The 4,376-nt window shown below is 62.0% G+C and carries 3 protein-coding genes and 1 pseudogene; all 4 read right to left on the bottom strand.

The window, feature by feature from the left end; translation table 11 throughout:
• A partial coding sequence (locus QN350_RS19095; protein ID WP_323517125.1) for a cation-transporting P-type ATPase occupies positions 1 to 575 on the bottom strand: 575 nt, incomplete at its 3' end.
• Positions 572 to 817: a hypothetical protein gene (locus QN350_RS19090; protein WP_323517123.1), complete on the bottom strand. Its 246-nt coding sequence runs from the start codon at positions 815 to 817 to the stop codon at positions 572 to 574. The genes QN350_RS19090 and QN350_RS19095, both read right to left, overlap by 4 nt.
• A gap of 91 nt (positions 818 to 908) precedes the next feature.
• Positions 909 to 3,458 carry a transglycosylase domain-containing protein gene (locus QN350_RS19085; RefSeq protein ID WP_322140197.1) on the bottom strand — a complete coding sequence of 850 codons (2,550 nt, stop codon included), beginning with the start codon at positions 3,456 to 3,458 and terminating at the stop codon, positions 909 to 911.
• A gap of 28 nt (positions 3,459 to 3,486) precedes the next feature.
• Positions 3,487 to 4,290 (bottom strand): annotated as a pseudogene (locus tag QN350_RS19080) (cytochrome c oxidase assembly protein); the annotation flags it as partial.
• Between the last annotated feature and the right edge of the window lie 86 nt (positions 4,291 to 4,376).

Raw genomic sequence — 4,376 nt, 5'->3', positions numbered from 1 at the left:
GCGCACGTCACGGGCAGTGACTCGCCGGTCAGCGCGGACTGGTCGACCTCGATCTCGTCGCCCTCCAGCAGCCGGGCATCCGCGGGAACGATGTCGCCCAGCCGCAGACGGATCACGTCTCCGGGCACCAGTTCACGGGCGGCGGGTGTGACCCATGAACCATCGCGTCGAACGCGAGCGTTGATCGCGAGCGTGTCTTTGAGCGCGGCGATCGCATTCCCGGCCTGGCGTTCTTCGAAGAAGCCGACCAAAGCATTGGCTACGAGCAGCACGAGAATGATGAAGAAGTCCGGCCAGTGCCCGACCAGACCCGACAGGATCACCGCAATTTCGATCATCCACGGGATCGGACCCCAGAAGTAGGAGAGAAATTTCAGCAGTGCGTTGGTCTTGTGCTCTGCGATCTCATTCGGACCATACTTCGCCAGGCGTTTGGCTGCCTCGGTCTGAGTGAGCCCGTCCGGTGAACTGCCCAGCTGCTTCTCCACGTCCGCCATCGGGAGTGACTTCAGGTCGGAAGTCACCCTGGACGCCGCCGAACCGGCCGCCCCGCTCGTGGTGTTGTCTGAACTCATACCACGGTTCGCATTCTCATCATGATCCAATTCCGTGGGGTGACCACCTGCGACGCACGCGGTGCGCGTGCGTCACGCTCGGCGACGACGCCGGAAATACCCGACCGTCCGCCTCCTCGAATAATGCTCTTATGCAAGTGTTGCACAAGAACAAAATTCTTGTTCTTGCCGACAACGAATTCCGGCCGATCGGGGCGGCAACCCGGCGCATCGTCGATGAATACCACGAGGCGTTCGCTCACTCACTGCCGTGACCACGTAATTCGCCCGGGTCGACGGCACCCAGGCGGATCTTCCGGGCCGCTGGATCCGCCCGATGACCGGATCGAGGCGTCAGCCGAGCCGGCCAACCGTGAGCGTCACAGTACCGCCCGAGTGCATCGCCGTTCCCGCACCGGGAGTCATGGAAAGGACCACTCCGACCTGTTTTGGGTCAACGACGGTCGTATCGACGACGACTGGGGCGTAGGCGCTGAGCTTTGTCCGGGCCGCTCCTTCCGTCAGGCCGACAACATCCGGCAGCGACTTCAGAGCCCCGTCACTCGTGTGAAGAGTGACGGTCGAACCGGGACGGGCCTTCGTTCCGCCGGCCGGCGATGAGGTGACAACCGTTCCCGCCGCCAGCTCCGACGCCGCGGTCCGACCGGTCACGACCGTGAACCCAGCAGACTCCAAGGTGGCCGTTGCGCGCGCAGCCGATTGGCCGCGCACGTCGGGAACAGACACCGGCGTTCCATAGAGGGTGTCGGTGGATGCCTCGGCAAAGTCATCCCCGCCGTACTTCGCGTTAGGGACTGACATGACATCGGGCCATATCCGATGTCGGGCCGTCGCAGCCTGACCGCTGTCGAAGTAGACATTGCGCTGGTTGGCCGACCCTGTGACGCTCACCACGCCGACGACCGTCGCCACTTTCGAGCTGGCTCCGCTCATCCAGGTGTCCTTGTTGCCATCGGTCGTTCCGGTCTTTCCGATCATCGGCACTCGTGGCGTCGTATCGCGATAGGACTGCCACGCGGTGCCCCCGGTCATCACTCGATGCATCGCGTAGGTCATGCCTGCGGCCACTGCAGGCGACACCGACAGCGCACAGACGGAAGGTGAAATGGGAACGTCGGCGCCATTCGCGTCGGTGACGCTGTCGATGGCGACCGGTGTGCAGGTCGTGCCGTCGTTCGCTATGCCGGCGAAGGCTGCCGCCATGGTCAGCGGTGCGACCTCGTTGGTACCGATCACGGTCGCAGCACTTTGCAAAAGAGGGTTCCCGTCTGCACGATGGACGTCGAACGCCTCTGCTCTCTTACGTATGCCGCACAGGTCCAGCTCTTTGGCCATTCCGATGAAGCCCGTGTTGATTGAGTCGATCGTCGATTCGAGAGCGCTGTAGTGCGCTCCGGTCTCGCCCGAGGAATCGTTTTTCGGGTTCCATCCGGGATAGGTCTGCGGGCCCAGGCAGCTGTCCGAGAAGGTGCCCCAGTTGCTCGTGCGTCGGGAATTGACCCGCTCGCTGAGCGCATGCCCATCTGTCAGCCATTGTGCCAGCGTGAAAACCTTGTAGGTCGACCCTGGCTGGAACCCATGTGATCCACCGTCCTGGTAATCGGTGTTGTAGTTGATTCCGGTGGAACTCGCACCGGTTGACTGGACGTCGGGGTCTTGACTGAAGGTCTTGTTCTGCGCCATCGCGAGCACGCGTCCGGTACCGACTTGGACGCTCGTGACGACGGCTCCCACGTCCCATCCGGGGTATGTGGTGGGCACATTCGCAGCCAGTGTGGCGACGGCTGCATTTTGCACGTCGAGGTCCAGTGTGGTGTAAACGTTGTAGCCGCCACGCCGGAAGGTGAGGAGTCTGGTGTCTTCGTCGGCGCCGAATGCGGGGTCGTGTAAGAGCTGTTTGGTCACGTAGTCGCAGAAGAAGGCGTTGGCTCCGGCCGTTTTGCAGCCGGTGCTCGGCTCGGTGATGGTGGGTTCCACCGGCGTTGCTATCGCGGCGTCATGGTCTCCCTGGGTGATCTTTCCATGGCGCAGCATCTCGTCGAGGATGTAGTTGCGCCGGCTCGTGTTGTCGGCGTATCCGTTTGCTTCGCCGTTGGTTGCGCTGGTCGGGGTGTCGAGCCGGAATTTTCCCGGATTGTTCACGATCGCGACCAGGCTGGCTGCTTGCGGCAGTGTCAATGCCGCGGCGGTTGAGTTGTAGTAATAGTTGGCCGCAGCTTCAATGCCGTATACGGTCCCTCCGAATCCCGTGATGTTCAGGTAGTGAGCAAGGATTTCGTTCTTGGAGTAGACCTTCTCCAACCCGATGGCGAGCCGCATTTCCTTGAGCTTGCGATCGGCTGTCGTCTCCGTCGCCGCCCGATAGCAGTCAGCAATGGCGTTCGCGTCGTCCAGAACCTCGCACCTCTGCACGAGGACGTTCTTCACGTACTGTTGCGTGATCGAGGAGCCGCCTTGGATGGCGCTGCCCGTTGCCGTTCTCAGCACGGCGCGGACGGTTCCCTGAAGGTCGATCCCGCCGTGCTCATAGAAACGTGGATCCTCCCCGGCGACGGCCGCGTCTTTCGCGAATTGGCTGATCGCTCCCCACCCGACATCAACGCGATTCTGGTCGTAGAACGACGCCAGGAGCACCGGCGTGCCATCGCTCTGTTTGGCGTAGATATTGCTCTTCTGAGAGAGCTGGTCGATCGCGAGATAGCTCGGCAGGTTCTCGAACGTCTTGATGACGTTGGTGGCCGCCATTCCAGACACGGCGACCGCGGGAGTCACGGAGGCAGCCACGAAGACACCCGCGACGGTACTTATCGCGATGAAGCCGACGAGGTGCCCGAGCGCTCCGCGAACGGTATGGGGTGGTGTCGATTCGTTGCTCTTCGTCACACTGTCCTTTGATTGGTCGCGAACATATCTACGGCGCCGTCTCACTGCGATCGTCCCTGGCGCCGATCGCGGCGAGATATGAGTTGTATGCGACGCGCTCGGCGTCGCCGTCTTGTGCTGCTTTCCGATCGGCGACTCGATCGTGGCGCGTAGCCGCACTCTGCCAACGAAGGAACAGCGCGCCCAGGACGAGCAGGGTGGGCAGTTCGGTGAATCCCCAGGCGATCCCACCCCCCAGTGATTGGTCCGCCAGCGGCGAAATAGTCCAGCCAGGAACGGGGTACGTGTAAAACCCCACGATCGGGGCAACCGACATCATCACGACGACGCCAAAGAACGCATGGAACGGAACCGTGATGAACAATTCCAGGATTGCCAGCACCGGCGGAGCCAGCCTGCGAACTCCTCGAGACGCTTCCCGTGGCGAAGGGTCGACACCCAGGATCCCCCAGAAATACAGCATTCCAATCACGAGGAAGTGCACAAGCATCAGATTGTGCCCCCACATCGTGCGCATCAGATAGTCGAAGACCGGGGTGAAATAGAGCCCATACAGGCTCATCAGGAACAGGCCTGTCGTGACTCCCGGATGGGTGACGAACTGAGCGAACCGGCTGTGCAACAGCGCGAGGAGTCCTTTGCGCAGGTTCCAGCCGCCGCCGTGCCTGGTCGGGAGTACCCGCAGCAGCAGAGTTACCGGTGCACCGAGCGCGAGCAGGACCGGCGAGAACATGCTGAGCGTCATGTGCTGGACCATATGTACGCTGAACAGTCGCATTCCGTAGCCATCCAGCCCCGTGGCTGTCATCAGTATGAGTGTTGCGACGCCGAGGAGCCACCACCCTCTCTGTCAACCTTGGGTAAGGCACCGGGATCGTCCCGAATAGTGTCGTAGAGGGCGGGGAAGGATTTCCCCTT

The organism is Cryobacterium sp. 10I5 (genome assembly GCF_035019865.1).
GTDB classification, from domain to species: Bacteria; Actinomycetota; Actinomycetes; order Actinomycetales; family Microbacteriaceae; genus Cryobacterium; species Cryobacterium breve_A.
This window is presented reverse-complemented; position numbering and strand designations above follow the sequence as displayed.